The sequence below is a fragment of the Paenilisteria rustica genome, from assembly GCF_013820765.1.
GTDB lineage: Bacteria > Bacillota > Bacilli > Lactobacillales > Listeriaceae > Listeria_A > Listeria_A rustica.
The window spans coordinates 1-278 of the sequence record NZ_JABJVM010000056.1; the positions used below are offsets into that span (position 1 = coordinate 1).

A 278-nucleotide genomic window follows, 5' to 3' on the forward strand; every position below is an offset into this window, starting at 1 on the left:
AAACCCAATCCAAAGGAGCGATATTACCATGCCAGACCATTTTATCATACAACTCATCGGTTTAGAAAATAAAAACGTCCAGCTCATCGAGCATTCCATAGAGAAGGATACCTGCCATATTCATATTCAATTAAAAAGAAAGAAACATACGTGCCCTCATTGTCAAACCCGTACAAATCGTATTAAAGATTATCGTACTCACTTGTTTCAACACCTTAAAATGGCCGAGAAACGGGTCTATATTCATTATCGGAAACGACGCTATCACTGCCCTTGTG

At 38.8% G+C, this 278-nt stretch carries 1 protein-coding gene; it reads left to right on the forward strand.

All coding sequences use genetic code 11. The features are described from left to right. Window positions 1-28 precede the first annotated feature (28 nt). On the forward strand, window positions 29-278 hold a 250-nt coding region (locus HPK16_RS16660; protein ID WP_181677984.1), incomplete at its 3' end, for a transposase family protein.